This window comes from Secundilactobacillus angelensis (assembly GCF_012641075.1).
Lineage (GTDB): Bacteria > Bacillota > Bacilli > Lactobacillales > Lactobacillaceae > Secundilactobacillus > Secundilactobacillus angelensis.
In genome coordinates this window covers 38,960-57,695 of record NZ_JAAXLJ010000001.1, presented here as the reverse complement: position 1 = coordinate 57,695, position 18,736 = coordinate 38,960, and the positions used below count along the sequence as shown (strand labels likewise).

17 protein-coding genes are annotated in these 18,736 nt (G+C 42.9%); 5 read left to right on the top strand and 12 right to left on the bottom strand.

Annotation, left to right across the window (positions count from 1 at the left end):
- Positions 1-71: 71 nt before the first annotated feature.
- Complete coding sequence (locus HC026_RS00245; protein ID WP_168923965.1) at positions 72-1,478, top strand: C69 family dipeptidase; 1,407 nt, start codon at positions 72-74, stop codon at positions 1,476-1,478.
- Between the two features lie 94 nt (positions 1,479-1,572).
- On the opposite strand, the gene HC026_RS00240 is transcribed toward HC026_RS00245, so the two are convergent.
- The 12 genes from HC026_RS00240 to HC026_RS00185 all read right to left on the bottom strand — a co-directional run bounded on the left by HC026_RS00240 (position 1,573) and on the right by HC026_RS00185 (position 15,044).
- On the bottom strand, positions 1,573-2,889 hold the full coding sequence (locus HC026_RS00240; RefSeq protein ID WP_211089346.1) for a Na+/H+ antiporter NhaC family protein: 1,317 nt from the start codon (positions 2,887-2,889) through the stop codon (positions 1,573-1,575).
- A gap of 147 nt (positions 2,890-3,036) precedes the next feature.
- Positions 3,037-4,965, bottom strand: a complete 1,929-nt coding sequence (locus HC026_RS00235) for a copper-translocating P-type ATPase (protein ID WP_168923964.1) — start codon at positions 4,963-4,965, stop codon at positions 3,037-3,039.
- Between the two features lie 69 nt (positions 4,966-5,034).
- Positions 5,035-5,406, bottom strand: coding sequence for a cupredoxin domain-containing protein (locus HC026_RS00230; protein WP_168923963.1), 372 nt, complete (start codon positions 5,404-5,406; stop codon positions 5,035-5,037).
- Between the two features lie 259 nt (positions 5,407-5,665).
- Entirely contained in the window at positions 5,666-6,307 is a 642-nt protein-coding gene (locus tag HC026_RS00225) for a LysE/ArgO family amino acid transporter (RefSeq protein WP_232843542.1), read from the bottom strand.
- 155 nt (positions 6,308-6,462) lie between these two features.
- On the bottom strand, positions 6,463-7,236 hold the full coding sequence (locus HC026_RS00220) for a sulfite exporter TauE/SafE family protein (RefSeq protein WP_168923962.1): 774 nt from the start codon (positions 7,234-7,236) through the stop codon (positions 6,463-6,465).
- Positions 7,237-7,350: 114 nt separating this feature from the next.
- Positions 7,351-7,956 (bottom strand): TetR/AcrR family transcriptional regulator, encoded by a 606-nt coding sequence (locus HC026_RS00215; protein WP_168923961.1) that lies wholly within the window; start codon positions 7,954-7,956, stop codon positions 7,351-7,353.
- An 83-nt stretch (positions 7,957-8,039) separates the two neighbouring features.
- Positions 8,040-9,410 carry an Nramp family divalent metal transporter gene (locus HC026_RS00210; RefSeq protein ID WP_408640952.1) on the bottom strand — a complete coding sequence of 457 codons (1,371 nt, stop codon included), beginning with the start codon at positions 9,408-9,410 and terminating at the stop codon, positions 8,040-8,042.
- Between the two features lie 290 nt (positions 9,411-9,700).
- The gene (locus HC026_RS00205) at positions 9,701-11,224 is read right to left on the bottom strand and encodes an ABC transporter permease/substrate-binding protein (protein WP_240890992.1); all 1,524 of its coding nucleotides are present in this window, start codon (positions 11,222-11,224) and stop codon (positions 9,701-9,703) included.
- A complete protein-coding gene (locus HC026_RS00200; protein ID WP_168923960.1) occupies positions 11,220-12,164 on the bottom strand; it encodes an ABC transporter ATP-binding protein in 945 nt (314 codons plus the stop codon). The genes HC026_RS00205 and HC026_RS00200 overlap by 5 nt, the downstream gene beginning before the upstream one ends.
- 76 nt (positions 12,165-12,240) lie before the next feature.
- Positions 12,241-12,909, bottom strand: a complete 669-nt coding sequence (locus HC026_RS00195) for an HAD hydrolase-like protein (protein WP_232843541.1) — start codon at positions 12,907-12,909, stop codon at positions 12,241-12,243.
- A gap of 125 nt (positions 12,910-13,034) precedes the next feature.
- Positions 13,035-13,619, bottom strand: a complete 585-nt coding sequence (locus tag HC026_RS00190) for a uracil-DNA glycosylase family protein (protein ID WP_168923959.1) — start codon at positions 13,617-13,619, stop codon at positions 13,035-13,037.
- A gap of 90 nt (positions 13,620-13,709) precedes the next feature.
- Positions 13,710-15,044 (bottom strand): dihydrolipoyl dehydrogenase family protein, encoded by a 1,335-nt coding sequence (locus tag HC026_RS00185; RefSeq protein WP_168923958.1) that lies wholly within the window; start codon positions 15,042-15,044, stop codon positions 13,710-13,712.
- Positions 15,045-15,261: 217 nt separating this feature from the next.
- Here HC026_RS00185 and HC026_RS00180 point away from each other — a divergent pair, with 217 nt between their 5' ends.
- From HC026_RS00180 to HC026_RS00165, 4 genes are read left to right on the top strand one after another with little or no spacing between them, the layout of a single operon-like run.
- Positions 15,262-16,287, top strand: a complete 1,026-nt coding sequence (locus HC026_RS00180; protein ID WP_168923957.1) for a phosphate/phosphite/phosphonate ABC transporter substrate-binding protein — start codon at positions 15,262-15,264, stop codon at positions 16,285-16,287.
- A gap of 23 nt (positions 16,288-16,310) precedes the next feature.
- Positions 16,311-17,081 carry a phosphonate ABC transporter ATP-binding protein gene (gene phnC / locus HC026_RS00175; RefSeq protein WP_168923956.1) on the top strand — a complete coding sequence of 257 codons (771 nt, stop codon included), beginning with the start codon at positions 16,311-16,313 and terminating at the stop codon, positions 17,079-17,081.
- Positions 17,071-17,871, top strand: coding sequence for an ABC transporter permease subunit (locus HC026_RS00170; protein WP_168923955.1), 801 nt, complete (start codon positions 17,071-17,073; stop codon positions 17,869-17,871). The genes phnC and HC026_RS00170 overlap by 11 nt, the downstream gene beginning before the upstream one ends.
- Positions 17,868-18,722 (top strand): PhnE/PtxC family ABC transporter permease, encoded by an 855-nt coding sequence (locus tag HC026_RS00165; protein ID WP_168923954.1) that lies wholly within the window; start codon positions 17,868-17,870, stop codon positions 18,720-18,722. The genes HC026_RS00170 and HC026_RS00165 overlap by 4 nt, the downstream gene beginning before the upstream one ends.
- Positions 18,723-18,736 lie beyond the last annotated feature (14 nt).

Genomic DNA, 18,736 nt, shown 5'->3' with positions numbered 1-18,736 from the left:
ATTCTAATCTCAGGCAGTCATAATCGAACGTGATACAATGTAATGGTAACCAAATTAAAGGGAGTGTTTGCATGACTAAACGAATCAAAGGCTCTTGTACCACGATGTTAGTGGGTAAAAAAGCCTCCATTGATGGTTCTACTATTATTGCAAGAAATGAAGATGGCGCTGGCCCATTAAACCCACAAAAATTTGTCGTGGTTAACCCTGAAGACCAACCTCGCCATTACAAGGCAGTTCTCAGTAAAGTTGAAATGGATTTACCAGATAATCCATTACGCTATACGTCAACTCCAGATGCCACTGACGGACACGGCACATGGGCAGCAGCTGGTATTAACAGTGCCAACGTTGCCATGACAGCTACTGAAACTATTACATCAAATTCTCGTATTTTGGGGGTTGATCCTCTCGTAGCTGATGGCATTGGTGAGGAAGATATCACCACCTTAACACTGCCTTACAGCCATTCAGCTCGGGAAGGTGTCGAACGCTTGGGTAGCTTGTTAGAGAAATACGGCACTTATGAAATGAACGCAATGGCTTTCTCCGACAAAAATGAAGTTTGGTACTTTGAATCAATTGGCGGCCATCACTGGGCAGCTATTCGGATACCTGACGACGCCTACGTCATTGCACCCAACCGATTGAACATTGATCAATTTGACTTTGATTCGGACGATACTTTATTTGCTAAAGATTTGCCTGACATGATTGAAAAGTATCATATGAATCCAGATAAAGGTCAAGTCAACCTCCGTCATATTTTTGGTAGTGCCACCATTAAAGATACCCGATATAACAATCCACGGGCATGGTATGGTCAGAAATACTTCAATCCTGAATTTGATACCACGCCAGTCGATCAGGATCTGCCATTCATTTGCCGAACTGACAAAAAGATCTCAATTGAGGATATGAAATTCGTTTTAAGTTCTCATTATCAAAATACACCATATGATCCTTACGGTACTGGTACTGATGCTCAAAAGAAGCAGTTCCGGCCAATTGGGATTAACCGTAATCAAGAACTGCATATTCTACAAATTCGAAATGACGTTCCTGATGAAATCGCCGGCATCCATTGGTTGGCATTTGGCCCCAACACTTTCAACTCAGTTGTTCCCTTCTACGCTAACGTTACTGACACGCCAGAAGCGTATAATAGCACTACAGGTGCCTGTGATCCCACCAATATGTACTGGCTACCAAACGTTCTAGCTCTGATTGGGGATAACAATTTCGCCCTTTATGAAGATCAAGAAAATCTCTTCGAAGAGCACACTGTTGCAGAATGCCGAAATCTGCAAATCAAGACAGATCAAGCAGTGGCCAACCAATCCGATTTGCCTGCTTACTTAGAACAAGTCAACGCACAGATGGCTGAAATTGCCCAAAAGAACTCTAATGTGTTGCTTGGTCAAATGTTAGCGCTGGGTGAACCACAAATGAAATTAAAGTTTCAATTGAACGACTAAACACTAAAGTTGATAACCACCCTTATCAAAAAATAGTCTGATTTTCTACCCTTGAAGTAGAAGTCAGACTATTTTTTGGCTTGATTCAAATTATTCACATTCTCAATCGGGCTTCTTTAGGCGAGAACCGACTCACTAGAAAAAGAACTGAAACGACACCTAGCACCATGCAGTACCAGCTATACGGCACAATTGACGCAGCTGAAACCTGGGCAATAGCACCAGCCATTAATAATTGCCCACCGTAGGGAATCAACCCTTGCCCCACACAGGAGAATACGTCTAAAATACTGGCCGTATACGACTTAGAAATGTGATAAGTATCGGAGAGGTCTTTGGATATTGGTCCCGCGATCATAATTGAAACGGTATTATTGGTGGTAATCAAATCTAACAGCAGAATCAAAAAGGCAATGGCAAACTTGCCACCGAATGCGCCATTTGCATGCTTCGTGATTTTATTAAGTAGCCACTGAATGCCACCCATGTGCGTCATTAAGGCCGCCAGACCACCAACAACAATGGAAATCAGGGAAATATCCGCCATGGATAACATCCCTTTGTGAATAGAATCCAGTGCACCTATCATGTCAAAGGTTCCCGCACTCACTCCAATCACTGTTGCCGTGATAATTCCCATTAACAGTACGAGCAACACATTAATATTCATAAAGGATAGTGCGATCACAACGATGTACGGCAATATGTTGAGCCAATGAATAGTGTCCAAACTACCAACATCGGCGTGACCAACGTGCACGGTCATTAACAGCGCAATAGTAATCAGCACTGCAGGAACAACCATGACCGCATTGGTTTTAAATTTATCAAAAATCGTCACGCCCTGAGTCTTAGCGGACACAATGGCGGATCCGGAAATCAGCGATAGATCATCGCCAAACATGGCGCCACTAACCACGACACCCGCCATGAGCGGCATACTAATATGTGCCATTTGCGCAATACTAGCTGCAATCGGCATCAAAGCTGCTACGGTTCCCATTGAAGTTCCCATTGCGAAACTCAGGATACACCCAAGAATGAAAACGCCAGGGACTAAAAATGACTTAGGTAAATAAGTTAAGCCAATATCAGTGATTGTTTCTACCGCATGCATCGATTTAGTCACGTAGTAAAACGCCCCAGCTAACAGGAAAATAATAATCATGAGGATCATCGTTTCCTGGCCAGCACCCTTAAAAAAAACGGTTAATTTATCGTTGAAGTTATCCTTACGATTATCACCTTTCAGTAGGAAGGCAACGATGCTCGCTAGCATCATGGCAACCAGCAATGGCATATTGTCAAAGCTGCCGGTGAGAATTCCGGAACTAATGTAAAGGATCAGAAAGAAAATTAGTGGCAATAGACCAATAAAGTTTCCCTTTGGTGATGGTTCATTTGATTTCAAAATCAATTCCTACTTTCAACAGTTTACTCGAAACATTATACCGGTCTGTATTTTGAGAAAAATGGGAAATTACTGAGAGTTATCACATTGTTTATATCAAAAAAAGCAATCTAAGTACAGTTAGATTGCTTCGATGAGAACGTTACTTTAAGCGATTTCTGAAACGTTAGTCGTAATCTTAGCACGGTTCAGGAGTACTGAGCTAGTGACAACTGACAGTGAGCTAAATGCCATTGCCAGGCCGGCTAATTCAGGACTCAGTGTTAGACCAATAGCGTAGAACACACCTGCAGCTACCGGGATCCCCAACACATTATAAACAAACGCCCAGAATAGATTCAATTTAATTCTACTGAATGTTTTGCGACTCATAGCTAACGCCAGATCGACGTCACGTAAATCATTCTTAACTAGGACGATACCGCCAGATTCAATGGCAATATCAGTCCCAGAACCCATGGCAATACCAACATCCGCTACTGTCAATGCCGGTGCATCATTGATACCATCACCAACAAAAGCAACCTTACCCGATTTCTGCAACGCCTTTACATGATCAGCTTTATCTGCAGGCAAGACATCCGCAATAACTGAATCAATACCGACCTGATCAGCAATGGCTTTTGCTACCCGCTCGTTGTCCCCGGTTAGCATGACGGTTTTAAGTCCCCGTGTCTTCAACGCGGCAATCGCTTCCTTGGAAGTGGCTTTTGGGGTATCTTGAATCGCAATCAATCCAATCACCTGAGTACCTAGGCCCACGTAAACAACCGTTTTAGCGGCCGTTTGCAATTTGACTGCTGTCCGCTTTAATTCAGCGGTAATTGCATGATCCGCTAAGAGCTTATCATTGCCGACAAATGCCATTTGATCATTAACCAATGCTTGCACGCCCTTACCTTCAATGGCTTGAAATTCAGTTACAGGTGTGACTTTAACACCGGCAGCTTTCGCCTTAGTCAAGACCGCGGCAGCTAACGGATGTTCCGAGTTGGATTCCAAACTAGCAGCCAATGGTAAGATCTGTTTTTGATCACCCACAATATCGGTCACTTCCGGTTTCCCCATCGTAATCGTACCAGTTTTGTCAAAAACTACCGTAGTAATATCGTTAACTGCTTCAAGTACTTCACCATTTTTAATAAGAATACCCATTTTAGCAGAACGACCGGTTCCTACCATTAAGGCAGTGGGAGTTGCTAGCCCTAAAGCACATGGGCAAGCAATCACCACTACAGAAACAGCAAAAATTAGTGCGTTTGCCACACTGGCGCCAAGTAAAACGTACCAAACCAAAAAGGTTAAAATCGAAATAATCAGGACAATGGGAACAAAAATATTGGAAACTTGATCCGTTAATTTTTGAATCGGTGCGTGACTATTCTGTGCCTTTTTTACTAATTCAACAATTTGAGACAGCATCGTATCACTGCCGACTTTTTCAGCCTTAAACATGAAGGTCCCGTTGCTATTAAGCGTCGAACCAATCACGCGATCACCCTTACCTTTTTCAACGGGCATACTTTCGCCGGTCACCATGGATTCGTCGATGGCCGAACTACCCTCGGTAATGACACCATCAACAGCAATCTTTTCACCTGGCTTAACCCGGATCAAGTCGCCAACTGTCACTTCGCTGAGAGGAATCTTGACCAATTCACCGTTTTTCAAAACCTCAGCTTCTTTGGCCTGCAGATTAACGAGTTTATCCACGGCATTAGAAGCGTTATTGCGCATCCGCTCTTCGAATACTTGTCCCAGCAGTACGAAAGTGGTGACAAAGGCCGCACTTTCAAAGAAAACTGCTTGGTGGGTCATCATGGCATAGATACTGTAAAAATACGCCGTTGCCGTCCCAATAGCGACTAACGTATCCATATTAGAATGATGCTTTTGAAACGACGCCCAAGCACTTTGCCAAAATGGCCCAGCTGAAACGGCCATAATAATTGTGGTTAGCACCAGCATGGTCCATTCGCCACCAGGTAACATCCAGCCAAACGGGTGAAAAATCATTTCTGCTAACATTGGCAACGACAGGATCAACGAGATCCAAAACCGACTTGCGATTGACATCCTTGTTCACCACTTTCCCCAAATTTTGTTCCGAACCTAGACAGCTTAATAAACGTGGCCGTATATGGACTATTTAATGATTAATTTACCGTGAAACATATCCATTCCGCAGGCCCACTGGAACTCGCCAGGATGACTAGTGTCAATCTGAATCGCCTGTTTCTCACCCTTTGGCAACTCACGGTTGATTCCAAAATCAGGGAAAACTACCCGGTCCAAACAAGTTGAAGGATCCCGACGCGTGAAGTTCAACACAGCCGGAACGCCCTTCTTCAAAACAACTTTTTCGGGTGAATAGCCACCATTAACATCCACATCAATCTCCTGTACATCATTGGTAACACTAGCTGTTTCGGTTGCTACGGCATGTTTACCAAAGAACCACCAAGCAATGAACCCAATCAGTAGTAAACCAACTATTAAGACTAGAATTCTAATCATTTTAAAGGCCTCCGTATTTTTAATTTTACGTTTACACTTGTAAACCTTGACTATATGATAAGAGCTTCGTTTACATTTGTCAACAACAAAATATCGATTACTTAGCAACCAGCAGGTAATTGATTCAACTCCGTTTTCATTCTTTTAGTTGTAGATTAATGCTCGAAAACATGGGCCTTTACCTGATCAATAATAAACAGCCTTGAATCAAACTCGATAACAAGTCGCTATCGGTCTTGATTCAAGGCTGTTTTTGTCTTTAAAAAATGAGTCGAAACGCATTGATGATTAGTAGAACACCATAGCCCAGCACAATGACACCTGAAATAATGTTGATCCACATCAAAATTCGCTTAGGCAATCGATTCTTCAAAATACCGATAATCAGGGTAATCGCAAAGAACCAAATCGCTGTGGCTAGAATAATGCCACCCAGGAAGGGTAGTACTTGATCATTGGTCAACGTCCCTCTTAACGCACCCATCGTGACACCAGTATCAATAATCGCCTGAGGATTGGCAAACGTCACTATCCAGGCACTGGCAAATGCGTCTTTTAACGGCATCTGCGAATCGTTTTTCCCGAGTTCAATTTGACTAGCAGACCGTAAGACACCGAAGCCCATCCACACGACAATCACGCCACCCAGCAGCATGATCAGAATTTTAAGCCACAGGTAACGGCTCACCAATGCACCCATTCCCAGAAAAGCCACGGTGGTTAAAGAAGTATCCGCCACCCACACAAAAGTACAAATCAACAGTGCCCGCCGCATACGGTTTCCCATGGCACTGTTAAAAACAAAGAGGTTCTGCATACCTATTGATGAAACCAGTGCAAAACTGATCAGCATACCTCGCAAAACAACTGACAGCATAATAAACTCCCCTTCAATTCGCATAGAAAAAGGCACCCGCTCTAGTCTTCAACGTCTCTAAACGTTGCATCTGCGACTAAGAGTAGCTGCCTATCATGACCACCCGATGATGATCAAGCTATTAGCGATTAATTAACTTCAATCAGCATACGGGAACTGAATGAACTTGTCAATAGACCTTATTTAACAAAGTATGCTGTGTAGAATAAGTAGCCAGATAAGCCGAATGCCGCAATTGTAATTAGGCCACGGAGTAGTTTAACCGGGACGTGGCGAATAACGACTGGACCCACGTACCCGCCAATAAACATGCCTGCAGCAAGGGGAACCGCCATTAGCCAATAAACCTTAATTGTAAAAGCATAAATGACCAATGAAATGACATTCGTGAGCAACGATGAAAAGTTCTTAATAGCATTGCTGACCACAAAGGGTTTGGTGAGTGTCACAGTCAAAATGGCGAGTAGGAAAATTCCTGCTGCAGCACCAAAATAACCAATATAAATACCCACCAAAAAAATGGCGATATTTCTGGCTATTTGAATCCATAATTTCGTCGGTTGCGCTGCTTTAACAGTGGCTTTCTCTTTACCAGAAACCATCATCATCACTGCCGCTAGTAAAATCAGAAAAGGCACCACATGTTCAAAACTCGATGATGGTAGAAAAGCTAAAATCAAACAGCCAACAATGCCTCCCAGTGCCGTTAAAAGCCCAACGTGCCACATTGTTGTACGATTCCCTTTGAGTTCCTTAGTAGAAGACATCGTCGAGCCCAACCCAGTAAAAATGAGGGCTGCAGTATTCGTTACATCTGCACTTACCGGTGGCACACCTACACTTAACAAAACCGGATATGAGACTAAGGAAGCAAGACCAGCTACAGAACTCAAAAAACCGGCAATGGCACCAGCTAAAATTAAATAAACTGTGATTAAAATAGTATGTAACATGTTAGCCTCCTTAGCACAATCACATTCTAGTATACCAGTCTGACACAAAAAAATGCAAAAGAGCATGCTCTTAGACAATCCCTAAGAATCATGCTCTCATTAACCTATTCACAGTTAAAGTACCACACTTAACTGAGGTTTAATCTGATCTCTCATTTGCTGAGTTAACTGTCGGTTGTTTTTAATCAGCAGTTCATCATAAATAACTTTTTGAAAAATCGACACAATCACACGTGCTAATGGTCCGAACTGGCTATCTGGTCTTGACTGTAATACTGGCGCAGCTTTTAACTGTTTAGCAATCTCGTCAACGAGTCCCTCCAAAACTTGAAGCAACCAATCTGCTTGATCATTAGACAGTAACGTTCGTTCATGAATTGTAATCACAAATGACTGATAATTCTCTTCATCTTGGAAAACTTGCCAGATATTATCAAACATCAGCATCAATTCCTCTTCAAGATCAGTCTTCGTACTACACTCACTGAACTCCGCCTGTAACTCACTGACCCGATTAATAATGCCTTGATGAACAATGGTATCTAATATTTCATGCTTCCCATGTGGAAAATAATAATACATTAACCCCTCTGCCGTTCCCGCTGCTTGGTTAATCATCCGGGTGGTGGTTGCTTCATAACCATTTTGGGCAAACATTTCCCGGGAAATATTTAAGATTCTCTCTTTGTGCTGATCGCTCTTGGTCTCATTTTTACTCATCGTTTAATCCCCACTTTGTCACCTTTTTCGGTATTAAAAAGAGACAGACTCTCAATTGATCACTGAAATCTGCCTCTAGAGTTTTAACCAATCATTTCACCAATTTGCTGTCCGAGAAGATAGATATCCAATACAATCAAAACAGCTGTTACTAGCCAAGCCAAGTATTTTACCCATGCCCGGTTAGCAAACTCACCCATGATTTTTTTACTGCTAGTGAACATTACGAGTGGAATGACCGCAAACGGCAATGCAATACTGAGGAAAACTTGTGAAACTGTTAGTAAATCCTCAATCTTAGCTTCGTTACTGTGGTAGATAATCGCAAAGATCAGTACTGGTGTGACTGATAGTAAACGCGTAATTAATCTTTGAGCCCATAACGGAATACGCAGACGAATGAAACCTTCCATGATAATCTGTCCAGCTAACGTCCCGGTAATCGTGGAGCTTTGACCTGAAGCCAACAGTGCCACAGCGAATAACATACTGAGCATTGGACTAGCGATTGCACCAACAATTTGGCTGTTGCTTAAAGCATTGAATAAATCAACGAAGTGCCCCAATGAGCTGTTCGTACCAAAGAACAGCGCTGCACCAAGAATCAACAGTAAACTGTTAACGATGAAGGCGATGAACAACTGCAGGTTAGAATCAATCGTTGAAAATCTAATTGCACGCGCAATATCGTTTGGTTTTGAACGGTCAAGCTGCCGGGTTTGCGAAATTGATGACCCCAAATATAAATCATGGGGCATAACCGTCGCACCAACTATCCCTAAGGACAGGTATAGCATCGAATGATTAGTCACGATGTCAGTTTGGGGGATATAGCCACCAAGAATTCCAGCAATGCTAGGATCCGACAAAGCAACTTCATAAGCGAACACTAGTAGAATAACAGCTACTAACGTGGCCACGATGGCTTCAATCTTTCTAAAGCCTAACTTCATCAGTAACAGTAAAATCAAAACGTCAGCAGCTGTAATCAGGATACCAACAACTAACGGAATCTTAAACAGCAGCTTAAGGGCAATCCCGGAACCAATAATCTCGGCAATATCCGTTGCCATAATTGCGGATTCAGCAATCAGCCATAGAATAAAACCGCCAGCCTTACTGGTATGCTCACGAGTCAATTGAGCTAAGTCCTTACCCGTGACAATCCCCAATTTAGCTGACATGGCCTGCAATAGCATTGCAATCAAGCTAGAAATTAAAATAACTGCTAATAGCTTGTACTTAAACTGTGCACCACCAGCAATTGACGTGATCCAGTTACCTGGATCCATGTAACCAACGGCAATCAGGATACCAGGTCCCGTATAAGCCATCAATGTTTTCCAGAAGCCCCCGTTCGTCGGGACTTCAACTGATCCATTCACTTCATCAAGGCTCTTGCCTTCACTGTTAACACCTTGGACGAAGTTATGTTTCTCTGTATCTTTCATCATTAAAAACCTCTTTTCTATTGGCTTAGAAATTCGGTTGGTCATTGAAATCCAAATTTGATATAAAATTAAGCAGCTGTGTTTAAGCCCATATCAAGTTATCATTTCCTTGATCCAAACATTCAAAGCAGTTCATTTATTATTGTTGAGCACCCGCTCAATTACCAGAACTTATATTACCACCATAAATAAAAAATACAAGTAAAAGTTAGATGAGTAAAAGAAATAATTTGGAGAACCTAAAATAAAACACCAAGTTCGACTGTTTTCACAGTATAACTTGGTGTTTTGTGCTAATTGAAATATTGGTGTGCTACCAAGTATTGTCGGGCAACCACAGACGCCTTCCGATGCTTAACTGTCACTTGGTAATTCATGGATTGCATATCCGACACTGAAATTTTACCGCTTAACCGGTTTAGTTGTTTCACAATACGAGGGTGCCGCTTAGCAAAGCTATTTTTCATTAACGGCGCCCCTTGATAGGTTGGAAAGAAGCTCTTGTTGTCCTTGAGAACAACGAGGTGGTACTCCTTAATTTGCGGGTCAGTAGTGTAACCATCCGTCACGTCCACCCGCTTATTCGCCAGCGCTTCATAACGCAGTGACGGTTCCATTGTCTTGGCAGACTTAAGGTGCAATCCGTACGTATTTTTTAGTCCAGGATAGCCATTACTCTCCTGATAAAAGTCCGGATCAAACGCACCAGAAAGCTGTCCGGCAACCTGCGTTAAGTCTGAAATAGTTTTCAAATGATACCGCGTTGCCGTATCCTGTCGAACGGTAACCGCATAGTTATTTTGATATGCCATTGGTTTCAGATAAGTCATCCCAAATTGTGTGTCAACTTCATCTCTGGCATTTTGATACGCAGTCTGAGGGTTCCGATTAACTTCTTTGTTACCCTTGACTAGAGTTTGCAATATTGTGCCGGTAAACTCCGGATAGATTTCAATCTTGCCGCTTTGAAGCCCCTTAAAGAGAAAGCTCGTGCCACCAAAATTTGGTTTCAACGTTACTTTGACATTCGAATCATTTTGTTCGATAAGATCCTTATACATGTTGATCAAGACTTCCGGTTCGCCGCCTAGTTTACCGGCTATAACAACCGTTTCGGTCTGTGGTTTTAATAGTTTATTTCCTAAGGTTCCACCAAGCCCGATAATCACTAAGACTAACGTGCCAATGCCAAGACGCTTTAACGGCACTTTGGCTAAAACTTCAATCAACCAATTGGCAAGTAGCGCCAGAACTGCTGACAAAATTGCACCTACCAAAAGCGCGGTATTATTATTCGTCTGAATACCAAGTAAAATATAGGTACCCAGTCCACCGCCACCGATTAAAGCGGCTAAAGTTGCCGTTCCAATGACTAATACGGTGGCGATTCTAATACCAGACAAAATCATCGGCATCGCTAAGGGCAGTTCGACCTTAAACAATTTGAATCTCGGTGTGACACCAAGAGCTTCAGCGGCTTCTAATAATACTGGATCAATATTGGTCAGCCCAGCATAAGTATTTTGAAAAACGGGCATAATAGCATATAAAACTAAAGCGATAATCGCAGGAACAGTCCCAATCCCCACAAACGGAATCAGAATTCCCAATACCGCCAAACTAGGAATGGTTTGAATAATACCGGTAATTTGCAGGAAAAACTCACCAATCCGCCGATGGTTGATCAGTGCTACCGCAAGTGGAATGGCAATCAGAATTGTAATCAACATACTGATAATAGAAATTGAGATATGTTGCCACAAAGCCTGCAATAAGTCACTGTGGTTCTTATTGACATAACTTATGAGTTGACTAATGACTGTCACCTTCCGTTTCAAGCGATGCTAAATAATCGATTAAATCATGATCAGTCAGCACTTTGTTATCTACAATAACTTGGTCTAACTGTGAACTTTGCAGTGTGGTTGCCCATTCAAAAATACTCTGACCTTTCACCATCTTCTTGCCAAGATCACCCGGCTGAACTGGCCGACCAAAACCAGCTGCCAAAACTTGCCCTAACAGCTGATCAGTCTGCTGTTCATCCGCAAAGAAGTTGCTGACAAACGCATTGGCTGGTTCAGATAGTATTTCAGTGGGAGTACCCACCTGCTGTAACCTGCCATCATGAACGACAGCAATGCGGTCCGCTAATCGTAACGCCTCATGCATATCATGGGTCACGAACACAATGGTACTATCTAAATTTTGATGTAGATTGATCACAATTTGCTGTAACTGCCGACGTGATACTGGGTCCAGTGCACTAAACGGTTCATCCATCAAAACAAGCCCCGGCTTGCTGGCTAATGCCCGAACGATTCCAACTCGCTGGGCTTCACCCCCTGAAAGCTCGCTGGGCATCCGACCGAGAAAATGATCTGGATCAAGTCCAACGGCAGTCATTAATTCCGCGATTCTTACCCGCTTTTTCTCTACTGGCCACTTCAAATTATCCAATTGAACACTGGCGTTTTCTGCCACCGTCATATTAGGGAAAAGCGCGCCAGTCTGCAACACGTACCCAATCTCTCGTCGCAATTCCTGGACGTTGGTATCAGCAACGTCCTTACCATCAATTTTCACCTGTCCGGAAGTTGGTACAACTAACCGGTTAATGGTTTTTAACAGGGTTGTTTTCCCACTACCAGAAGGTCCAACTAGCACAAACAATTCACCATCATTAATGGTGAGACTTAGGTGATCAAGTGCATGTTGATCTTGATATTCCTTATTTACATTAATCAATTCAATCACTAGTACCACCCCGGTTTAACTCATTATCAATCATCTTAAATTTGATGAAGAAAGAGGTACTTTGATACAGTACGCCTTACCTTCGTTCACCCAATAACTTCGCCACTTCAGCTGGCAGCTCTTCAGGGGTAGATACTAGTGCCGAAGCATTTGAGGCTCTAAGTTCAGCTGCATCACCAAACCCGTACGTTACCCCCAGCGTCTTCACATGGTTGTCGTTACCACCCTTCATGTCAGTATAACGATCGCCCACCATAACACTCTGATCCCGCTGTGCGTGACTTGTTTCTATCGCATAAGCCAATATATCAGTCTTTTTTATCCGCTTGATTTTGCCCTCACTTGCACCATAAATACCATCAAAATAATGATTTAGCTGAAATTCATCAATAATCTTTCGCAAGACGCTTTCAGGCTTTGCTGATGCAATATTCAACTGATACCCAGCTGCTCTCATAGTAGTCAGTGCATCTTCTATTCCAGGATAAATTTCCAAATCAAATAAACCCGAAGATTCGTAATTTTTCTTATAAGCTTTAACCGCTGTACTAACCTGTTTCTCAGTCAGTGAAGGAAAAAACTTTTTTAAGCTATCGGTAATCGTTGGCCCAATGAATAAACGGTACTGTACATCCGACAAATGAGGTAAATTCAGTTCATCCACCATGCTTTTAACAGCGTGAATAATACCGCGTTCGGAATTGGCAATCGTACCATCGAAGTCGAAGAAAACTTGATTGTTCATTCTGTGCTCCATTTCTAGTAATTGTGGCATATAGACTACCGTATATATGCCCAATATTCAAGTAAATCACGAAAAATACTTACTTTTAATCAAGGATAATAACCAGCTTTCCAGCCGCAATCGATCTACGCTTTCAGTAAGCGTCTAACCTCAGCCTGCAATTCTGGTACAACTTCATCTTCAAACCAAGAGTGCTGGTGCATCCAGCCATAATTTAGTGGGGAAGGGTGCACAATTGGAAAGTATTCTGGCAGATAGTCTTTATAGTGGGCCACCGTTTCAGTTAACGTTTTTTGCCGCCACTTTTGAAGATAATATTTCTGCGCATACGCACCAATTAATAGTGTTAAGGAAACGTTAGGCATGAGCTCGAGAACGGGTTGATGCCACTTCTCAGCAAAACCCTTTCGTGGTGGTAAATCTCCCTGTTTACCTTTTCCCGGGAAATAAAAATCTAAAGGAACCACACCTAATTTCCCAGAATGGTAAAACTCATCGCGGCTCATTCCCATCCATGCTCTCAATCGATCACCACTTGGGTCATCCCAATAAGTCATTGATTCTTGCCCTTTACGACTGGGTGCCTGACTAATGATCAAAATTCTTGCTTCTGGCTCCACATGGTACAACGGCTCGATTCCCTGTCGCGTAAATTCAGCGTTTTGTGGGTCTGCCATGATTTTTTTGTAAATATCTTCTGCTTTCCCCATCGTTCCACTTCCCATTTCATAATGCTCTATTTTAACATGATAAACCCCTCGTACGCATAACGCATACAAGGGGCCGTTTGCTGTATAAATTTAATAAAAGTAGCCTAAATCACTGGAGACGCTAGGATAAATGGGCGTCCAATCGGTTGCCTCTTCAGCTGGTGTTCCGTGCGTAATCAGCTCCGAAAAATCGTTGATCAATTCTTCGGCGTTAACAGCCAAAACAACTGCCCCGACCAATTTTCCAGATGGTTTATCAACGATAGTAGTTACGTGTGCATCCTTATCTCGAAGCCGGTTATAGGTATACCATGAGCCAACTGATTGATCACTAATTGTATAGTGGTCTGGGTCCTTCGTTGCTGCCTCAAGAGTGACGCCAACTTGGGCAAGTTCTGGTCCCGCAAACACCGTATGGGGAATCGCTGGATATTGGATCGGCACATCGGTTTCACCCGCAATTAGTGAGGCAACGTAGCGTCCCTCAATTCCAGAAACTGGGGTTAATTTAGGAACTGATTTAGCCACAGCATCACCAATGGCGTAGATGGATGGAATACTGGTTCTAAGATGATCGTCTACTTTCACACCCTGCGACTCAACTGCAACCCCAATCCCCGTCAAATTAAGCTGATCTAAATTAGGGCGCCGTCCTGCTGCAGCAAATATCGCGTTTAACTTAATAGAATCGCCATTATCAGTTGCAGCTTCAACTTGACTGCCTTCTTTGTTCAACGCAATCACATTGGTGTTCATATGGAAATGAACGCCCTTTTTAGCCAGAATATCTTTTAATCGTTCAGTATATTCTTGTGGAAAATGACGTAATACTCGGTCGTTATGCTGAAAAACGTGGACTTCTGCGCCAGCTTCTACCGCAATATTGGCAAGTTCGATCGCCACGTAGCCAGCACCAACGAAACCAATTTTTTGAGGTAAATGTGCTAAGTTAAGAAAATCAGTACTTGTTTTAAACGCGTCTTTTCCTGTTATGTCGGGGATAGTTGGTGTAGCACCCGTGGCGATGACAATTTGTTTTCCACTCACTTGCTTATCACCAACGCGTAAAGTATGTGCATCAACGAAGGCCGCAGTACCATGCAAATGATCGATTCCAGCACGTTTTAATCCCGATTCGGTACCAGTTGGAACTTTTTCGGTGTAACCACGCTTGAAGGCCATCATTTTTGACCAGTCAATATTGGGTGCAGCTGGTAGGCCGCTCTCTTGATAACGGATGACCTGTCTTTTGGCTTCAACGACACCGTACAGCATCTTCTTGGGATCGCAGCCAAAGTTTGGGCAAGTGCCACCCCATAGATTCCCCTCAATCACCAGAACCTTTTGACTGGCATTTAAACCATATGCAACCGCCAAGCCGCCTGGGCCACCACCAATAACAACCGTATCGTAATCGAATGCCATAATGAGTCCTCCTATTTGCTATTTATCTCTTATTCTCCAACATACTACTAAGTGTACCACGACACCAAAATTCTGTTTTCGGTGCACGCACAATACCATTTCCGTTCTTATTTACCAAATGTTTACACGTTATTTATAAATATTTACGAAGGATTTATGTTGTATTTACAATCACCCGTTAATATTAAGCCTATCAAATTAGATAGGGGTTATTAACATGAATATTTTTAAAACAAGTTTATTTGCTGCTGGTATTATCGGTTTATCACTGGCTGCTGCTGGGTGTAGTTCATCAAACGCTACGGGAGGCAACCAGAAGTCTAAAGCCCTCACCGTCGTTTTCCTGCCTGGTGATTCAGCTAAGGAAGCTGGTCCTGCCAGAACTGCACTGGCAAATGAGATTCATAAAGCAACTGGGAAGAAAGTTGACGTTAAAACCACTACTGACTATAACGTTGCCATTCAAGCAATCTCATCTGGCAAAGCCCAAATCGCACTGATGGGTCCGGATAGCTACATTCAGGCGCATAAGCAAAACGCTTCAGTCGAACCAATTTTAACTTATTCCGGCAAATCAGGAACATTGAAGGACGCTCAATATCATAGTTACATCATGGTGCCTAAAGATAAGGCAAACCAATACAAAGTTAACGGTAAATACAGTCTTGAAAAAATTAAGGGCAAGAAAATGTCATTCGTATCTAACACCTCGACCTCTGGTTTTGCCATCCCAGCAGGTGCCATTCAAACCAGCTTCAAGCTGAAAAACAAAGATGATTTACAGCAAAGCGGGAAGTTCTTCTCAAAGGTTCTATTTGGTGGCTCACATCAAGGATCAGCCGTTAACTTGCTTAAGGGTGATGCCGATGTAGCAGCCTTTGATGACATGGATCTGGTTTCATATGGTAAGTTTACCAACGATTCAACCAAAGCAGGTGCTGACTTCAAGATCAACGCCAATGCGCCGGCACCATTTAACAGCGTCCGTGGTAAAGAGAGCATCGCTCTAGCTGCCTATCCAGTCCAAAACGAACCCATTGCAGTGAACTCAAAAATGATCAGCAAATCAGACACCAAAAAAATCATTGCTGCATTAACTTCATCTCGGATTGCTAAGGACAAGAAATTCTTCGCGCCTGCTAATGCTAAGGTTCACAGTCTACTACCTAAAGATGGTGATACCCAATTTATCGCCATTTCTGATAAATGGTACGCTCCTACGCATAAAGTGCTTGGTGAATAGACACTGACGAAAGGAAGGCCTCTATGTTAACTGTAAATCACTTAGCTAAGAGTTATGACGGCGAAAAAAAATCACTGACCGACGTTTCCTTTAGTATCCGACCAGGTGAAGTAACCGTGATTATCGGGCCTTCTGGTGCCGGTAAAACAACTATTTTACGGAGTATCAATCAGCTCATCCGTGATGATGATGGTGAAATTCTCTTTGATGATACCAATATGCGTGATTTAAACCGGGCGCAGTTGCGCCGAGCTCGCTGCCGAATTGGTATGATCTTTCAGAACTATAATTTAATCGAACCCCTAACGGCGATTGAAAACGTGTTGCATGGCTGTTTAGGAACTAAATCGAACTTAACGGGAATCTTTTCAATTTACTCTAACCAAGAAAAAGAGGAAGCCTTAAAACTTCTACAAAAAGTAGGTCTTGAAGACTTTGCCTATCAGCAATGTCGTAATCTTAGTGGCGGTCAAAAGCAGCGAGTTGGCATAGCAAGGGCATTAATGCAGCACCCCAAAATCATTCTATGCGATGAACCGATCGCATCGTTGGATCCGAGATCAACCATTACTGTCATGGACATTCTTCGAGATCTGGCCATTAATGACGGTATCTCGGTTCTGATCAACTTACATCAGGTGGACATTGCTCGCAACTACGCTGATCACGTTATTGGCATCAATAATGGTCAAGTCGTTTTCGATGATCGCATCGCGGCACTCTCTGACACAGCAATTGCTCGAATTTACCAAAAAGATGCCAATCTTGAAGGGAGTGCAATCCATGAATTCTGACGTTCAACAAGTCAACAATTTCTTCAACAACAAACGTTTCCGACTATCCGTAATCTTAGTCATTCTTGGACTTGCCTACCTTGGTGCCTCGATTGGATTGGGCTTTCAAACCCGCTCACTGTTAAACGTTCAGAACGGAGTTATCTGGTTGATCCAGAATTTCATCCCCAATGAAGCATCAAAAGGCTACTGGAACGAGATTATTAAGCAACTGTTCCGCACATTTTTGGTAGCTGTTGCTTCAACGACTTGTGCCGCTGTGGCTTCCCTTTTCTTATCTATCATCGGGGCTAAGACTTTGACGCCAGCCATTACGATTAGTTGGGTCATCCGTGCTTTTTCATCACTCTTACGTAACATTCCAATCGTGGCTTGGGCAATGATTTTGCTGTTTTCGTTCAAACAAAATGATTTAACTGGTTTTCTAGCACTATTTTTCATGACACTGGGCTTTTTAACCCGTGCTTTTATGGAAACTATCGAGGACTTTGGTACTGAGAAAATTCAGGCACTACAAGCAACTGGTGCTACTTACTTACAAGTTATTTTTCAAGGATTGCTACCAGAGGTCGCCGTTGCCCTCATGTCTTGGGTGCTCTACATGATTGAAAACAACGTTCGCGACGCCACCTTGGTTGGTCTGCTAACCGGTACTGGAATCGGCTTTATTTTCAACCTCTACTTCAAAAGCTTAAGGTATGGTGCTGCTGGCTTGGTCGTTTTGTCTGTCATCATCTTAGTGGTCGCAGTTGAATTGATTTCCAACCTGATTGGGAGGTTATTGTCATGATCAAACCTGAGAATCAAATTTCAATTCCAACACAAGTTCCAGTTGGGCCTAAATTCTCAATTCCACTACGGTTTCGAGATCGACGTCGATTAACAATTCTGCTAACGATCATTGTGCTGACTTATCTCACAATAATCACGCTACCAACCATGGTCCCGAATCAATTTAAATTAGGCGCCGCTCTCATGAGTTTTGCCGAAAATATTAAAATCATGTTCCTGCAACCACACCTTGCCAATACCACCTTTGTTGCGCTCTTAGCAGCGTTAGGACAGAGCATTCTGTTGGCTTTCTTAACCACATTAATAGGGTCGATGCTAGCATTCTTCTTCGCTTTAGCTAGTACTAGGCGACTAGCTCCCACCTGGTTAGTGCTGGGAATTCAAAGCGTGATGGCTGTTATTCGAGCCATTCCAACCGTTCTTTGGGTTTTGATCTACAGTGTCGTCTTTGGTTTGGGAGCCAATGCTGCAGTAATTGGCATTACCTTCCACAGCGTTGCATATTTGACTAAAGTCTATGCAGATAGCATGGATGAACTTTCGCCAGAGATTATCGAAACAATGCAGGCGATGGGACTTAAAAAAAGCGCGATTATCCGCCAAGCCGTTATCCCCTACATGATCCCAAGTTACCTGAGTTGGACGTTCATCCGCTTTGAAATCAACTTTGCCGATGCCATCGCAGTTGGGGCGGCAGCTGGTGCAGGTGGTATCGGTTATCAGCTTTTCATGTCAAGCAGCTTCTATTTCAATTTTCATGAAGTCGGCGTCATGGTTTACCTGATCTTGGCATTTGCGCTGGTGCTAGAAATCATTTCTTACCGACTGCGTACCCTTACTCATCAATAACAATTAAACTTTCA

Excerpts from the sequence above, each read along its gene's own strand:
- HC026_RS00225 (WP_232843542.1), bottom strand. The coding sequence starts at position 6,307 with ATGCGAATTGAAGGGGAGTTTATTATGCTGTCAGTTGTTTTGCGAGGT.
- HC026_RS00195 (WP_232843541.1), bottom strand. The coding sequence starts at position 12,909 with ATGAACAATCAAGTTTTCTTCGACTTCGATGGTACGATTGCCAATTCC.
- HC026_RS00190 (WP_168923959.1), bottom strand. The coding sequence starts at position 13,619 with ATGGGGAAAGCAGAAGATATTTACAAAAAAATCATGGCAGACCCACAA.
- HC026_RS00220 (WP_168923962.1), bottom strand. The coding sequence starts at position 7,236 with ATGTTACATACTATTTTAATCACAGTTTATTTAATTTTAGCTGGTGCC.
- phnC (WP_168923956.1), top strand. The coding sequence starts at position 16,311 with ATGTTAACTGTAAATCACTTAGCTAAGAGTTATGACGGCGAAAAAAAA.
- HC026_RS00165 (WP_168923954.1), top strand. The coding sequence starts at position 17,868 with ATGATCAAACCTGAGAATCAAATTTCAATTCCAACACAAGTTCCAGTT.
- HC026_RS00180 (WP_168923957.1), top strand. The coding sequence starts at position 15,262 with ATGAATATTTTTAAAACAAGTTTATTTGCTGCTGGTATTATCGGTTTA.
- HC026_RS00170 (WP_168923955.1), top strand. The coding sequence starts at position 17,071 with ATGAATTCTGACGTTCAACAAGTCAACAATTTCTTCAACAACAAACGT.
- HC026_RS00185 (WP_168923958.1), bottom strand. The coding sequence starts at position 15,044 with ATGGCATTCGATTACGATACGGTTGTTATTGGTGGTGGCCCAGGCGGC.
- HC026_RS00245 (WP_168923965.1), top strand. The coding sequence starts at position 72 with ATGACTAAACGAATCAAAGGCTCTTGTACCACGATGTTAGTGGGTAAA.
- HC026_RS00215 (WP_168923961.1), bottom strand. The coding sequence starts at position 7,956 with ATGAGTAAAAATGAGACCAAGAGCGATCAGCACAAAGAGAGAATCTTA.
- HC026_RS00235 (WP_168923964.1), bottom strand. The coding sequence starts at position 4,965 with ATGTCAATCGCAAGTCGGTTTTGGATCTCGTTGATCCTGTCGTTGCCA.
- HC026_RS00210 (WP_408640952.1), bottom strand. The coding sequence starts at position 9,410 with ATGATGAAAGATACAGAGAAACATAACTTCGTCCAAGGTGTTAACAGT.
- HC026_RS00230 (WP_168923963.1), bottom strand. The coding sequence starts at position 5,406 with ATGATTAGAATTCTAGTCTTAATAGTTGGTTTACTACTGATTGGGTTC.